The 4,209-nt window shown below is 64.9% G+C and carries 4 protein-coding genes; 2 read left to right on the forward strand and 2 right to left on the reverse strand.

All coding sequences use genetic code 11. The annotated features are described in order from the left end of the window. Positions 1 to 517, forward strand: a 517-nt coding sequence (gene asd, locus APH30_RS26195; RefSeq protein WP_156326712.1) for an archaetidylserine decarboxylase, incomplete at its 5' end; no start/stop codon positions are given. A 130-nt stretch (positions 518 to 647) separates the two neighbouring features. On the opposite strand, the gene serB is transcribed toward asd, so the two are convergent. Then, the gene (gene serB / locus APH30_RS26200) at positions 648 to 1,862 is read right to left on the reverse strand and encodes a phosphoserine phosphatase SerB (RefSeq protein WP_009681320.1); all 1,215 of its coding nucleotides are present in this window, start codon (positions 1,860 to 1,862) and stop codon (positions 648 to 650) included. Between the two features lie 134 nt (positions 1,863 to 1,996). Between serB and APH30_RS26205 the strand changes: the two genes are divergently transcribed. After that, entirely contained in the window at positions 1,997 to 3,463 is a 1,467-nt protein-coding gene (locus tag APH30_RS26205; RefSeq protein ID WP_054914156.1) for an AhpA/YtjB family protein, read from the forward strand. 146 nt (positions 3,464 to 3,609) lie between these two features. Here APH30_RS26205 and APH30_RS26210 read toward each other — a convergent pair. Continuing rightward, positions 3,610 to 4,209, reverse strand: a 600-nt coding sequence (locus APH30_RS26210; protein WP_054914157.1) for a membrane integrity-associated transporter subunit PqiC, incomplete at its 5' end; no start/stop codon positions are given.

Genomic DNA, 4,209 nt, shown 5'->3' on the forward strand with positions numbered 1-4,209 from the left:
GCTGCTGGGCGGTGACCCGGCGCTGGCCGCCCCGTTCATGGGCGGTGAGTTCGCCACCATCTACTTGTCGCCCAAGGACTACCACCGCGTGCACATGCCGCTGGCCGGCACCCTGCGCGAGATGGTCTACGTGCCGGGCCGCCTGTTCTCGGTGAACCAGACCACTGCTGAAAACGTGCCCGAGCTGTTCGCCCGCAACGAGCGGGTGGTCTGCCTGTTCGACACCGAACGCGGGCCGATGGCCGTGGTGCTGGTGGGTGCGATGATCGTTGCTTCGATCGAGACCGTGTGGGCCGGCCTGGTGACGCCGCCCAAGCGTGAGCTGAAGACCTTCCGATACGACGACGCCAGCCGTGCGCCGATCCATCTGGAGAAAGGTGCCGAGCTGGGGCGCTTCAAGCTGGGTTCTACGGCTATCGTGTTGTTCGGGCCGCAGCAGGTGAAGTGGGCCGAAAGCCTGGGTGCCGGCTCTGCCGTGCGCATGGGGCAGCAGCTGGCGGCGCCTGTGCAGGCTTGAAGGCCTGATAAAACCTGGGCCGCTTTGCGGCCCTTCGCGGGCATGCCCGCTCCCTCAGAGTGAGGTCGCGCTCAACCTGTGGGAGCGGGCATGCCCGCGAAGGGCTGCAAAGCAGCCCCAAATTTCCGGATCAGCCGCGCGCGTCGCGGTCGCGCAAGCCCAACAGGTACAACACGCCATCCAGGCCCAGGGTAGAAATCGCCTGCTTGGCCGACTGGCGCACCAGCGGCTTGGCGCGGAATGCCACGCCCAGGCCGGCGAGTGCCAGCATTGGCAGGTCGTTGGCGCCATCGCCCACGGCAATGGTCTGTTCCAGTTGCAAGCCCTCATCGCTGGCCAGTTTCTGCAGCAGTTCGGCCTTGCGCTGGGCATCGACGATCGGCTCGACCGCCACACCAGTCACCTTGCCATCCACCACTTCCAGCTCGTTGGCGAACACATAGTCGATACCCAGGCGCGCCTGCACCTGGCGGGCAAAATAGGTAAATCCACCGGACAGGATGGCCGTCTTGTAACCCAGGCGCTTGAGCTCGGCGAACAGGTTTTCCGCGCCTTCGGTCAGGCGCAGCGAGGCGCCGATCTCGTCCAGCACGCCCACATCCAGGCCCTTGAGCAGCGCCATGCGCTCCTTGAAACTGGCGCGGAAGTCCAGCTCGCCACGCATGGCCCGTTCGGTGATCGCTGCCACCTGCTCACCCACGCCAGCCGCCTTGGCCAGCTCGTCGATGACTTCGGCCTCGATCAGCGTCGAATCCATGTCGAATACCGCCAGGCGGCGGTTGCGGCGGAACAGGTCGTCTTTCTGGAAGGCAATGTCGACGCTCAGCGCCTGCGCCAGGGCGAAGAAATCGGCACGCAGGGCCTGGGCATCGCTCGGCACCCCACGCACGGATATCTCGACCGCCGCCTTGCCCTTGTCGGTGTCGGCGTCCAGCGCCACCCGGGCCGACAGCCGCTCGATGCGTTCGATCGTCAGGCCGTACTGGCTGATCACCGCACTGACCCGCTGCAGTTGCTCGGGGGTGATCTTGCGGCTGAGCAGGGTCACCACATGGCGCGCCTCACCATGGCCGTCGGCCCAGTGCTGGTAGTCCGCCTCGGAAATCGGCGTATAACGGGCCTGCAGGTTCAGCTCGTGGGCCTTGGCTTGCACACCCTGCAGCAAGGCAGTTGCCACTTCGTTGTCAGGGATATCGACCAGGATGCCGAACGACAGGGTGCCGTGCATGACCGCCAGGCCGATGTCGAGGATACTCACACCGCCCTGCAGCAGGACGCCGGTGATTGCCGCAGTGAGACCGGGACGGTCCTCACCGGTGATGTTGATCAGGACGATTTCGCGCACAACCTGGCTCCGACTTCGATGAAAAATGCGCATTCTACCGACTTTCCATGACCATCGGGCGCCAACGATACTTTGCCGACAAAACCCGGCTCGCTATACTCCCCCCACTTTCTTGCCATTAAGAGCCGAGCTCTGTGAACCGGCCCACGCCCGTCAAACCAGACAACTTCTTCCTGATGATCTATCGTGCCCTGAGTCAACGTCGCGTGCCGCTGGCACTGCGCATCGCCTGCACCAACATCTTCCTGGTGGCGCTGGCACTGGTGATCTACGCCTGTGTGATGGGCCTGCAGTTCAAGCAGGCCATGCACGAGCAGGCCGACGCCCTTGGCCAGAGCCTGACTACGCAAACGGCCACTTCGGCGACCGAACTGCTGGTAGCCAACGATATCCTCAGCCTCAACGTGCTGCTGGGCAACCTGGTGAAAAACCCGCTGGTGGCCCACGCGGCCATCTACAGCGTGGACAACCGCATCCTCGCCGAAGCCGGGCAACGCCCGCGCAATAGCCTGCTGGGCGAGGCCGAAGGCGTGTACCAGACCAAGATCAGCTTCCAGGACGTGGCTGCCGGGCAGCTGCGCATCAGCCTGGACATGAGCCAATTCCAGCAACCCATGCTGATCAGCCTGCAAAGCATGGGCATTCTGGCGGCCATCCTGCTGGCGCTGGCCTTGGCCCTCAGCTTGCGCCAGGGCCGCTACATCACCCTGCCATTGCTGCAGTTGCGGGTATGGCTGCGCGACCCGCAGTACTACACCCCGGCCACCGACCGCCAGGATGAAATCGGCGACATCGCCCGCCAGCTGCATGCGCGCCTGGCGCCACCGCCGCCACCAGAGCCGGAGCCAGAGCCTGAGGAATACGACGATGAACCGTACGACGACCCGCATCACGCCAGCCCGGCACCCAAGGCCGCGCCGCGCGCCAAGGTCGCCGCAGTGCCAGACGAGGAAGATGACGAAGCGTTCGCCGGCCTGCTCGACGACGACACTGCACCAAGAACCGCAGTGGTAGACGAGTCCGACGAACCGCACCTCAGCGCCATCCTCGCAGTGCAGCTGGGCTCCCAGGAGCAACTGCGCCGTCTGCCGCGTACCCGCCTGACCGAACTGACCGAGCGTTACCGTGACTGCCTGGAGCATGCGGCATCGCTGTACGACGGCGAAACGCACACACTCAACGATGGCAGCACCCTGGTGCTGTTCCACAGCCGCGTATGTGGTGAGGACTACCTGACTAACGCAATCTGCTGCGGCGAGCTGTTGCGCGCCCTGGGCCATGCCCTGCAGATCGAAGTGGCCGACAGCGGCATCACCTTGCAATTGCAGCTGGGCCTGGTATTGGGCAACGATCTGCACGGGCTGGAGCTGGTAGACGTGTTGATCGCCGAAAAAGCCCAGGATGCCCTGGCGCTGTCGCAGCACAGCCGCAACCTGTTGCTGGTGGAGCGGCAGATCAGCGATGACGCACTGATTCGCCAGCGCGCACGCATTCGCCCGATTGCCAGCCCTGAGGGCGCCTGCTGCGTAGAGCGCCTGCTGGAACCGTACCCTTCGATGCTGGAACGGCAACTGGCGCGCATGCACGAGCGTCGGGCCTGACAGGCTGCGCTGGGTACTGGGGCTGCCGCGCAGCCCCTTCGCAACGCCAGGCCGCGCCTACAGGGCCCGGCCCAGCTTCGCAATGGTTTGACGCAGACATGAAAAAGCCCGCAGCATCGCGGGCTTTTTTGCACCTGGCGGTTAAGTCAGAACCGATAGACTTCCATATCGGTGCGGATCGGCGAGGCCATCGGGATTCTGGACTTTTCCGGCGCCTTCTTCACCTGCACCGGTGCAGCCGGCTTTTTCGGCGTTTCTTCAGCGATTGCCGGCTGGTTGGCCAGCGGCTTCACCGCCGTGCTCAGCTGCTCGGCCAGCTTCTGCAGCAATTGGCCCTGGGCCTGTACCTGCGACGACTCGCTGCCCTCATGTGGCTGTTCGAGGTGCACGATACGGTTGTCACGTACACGGCCACGGCGGTCCAGCAGGCGCCACTGGGCGTCGAGGATGGCCGGTTGGTCCTTGCCAGAGTCCAGACGGGTAATCGACAGCAGCACCTGTACATCCGGCGTGAAACCGGCCGTTGCCGGGGCCAGTACCACACGCTGGCTGTCCAGGCGCCAGGCCAGCTGGCGCACCAGCAACTGGTCGATGTCCGACGACAGGCTACCCGCCCAACGACCGTCGGTCGCCGCGCTCAGGCTGCCATCGGCCTGGCGCTGCAGGAACGTCTCGCGCTGCAGGTAATCGGCCACCGATACCGGCCCGAGGACAACGGCCATGCCCGCACTCTGCGACGGCTGGCC

It is taken from the genome of Pseudomonas sp. NBRC 111127, assembly GCF_001320345.1.
Taxonomy (GTDB): domain Bacteria; phylum Pseudomonadota; class Gammaproteobacteria; order Pseudomonadales; family Pseudomonadaceae; genus Aquipseudomonas; species Aquipseudomonas juntendi.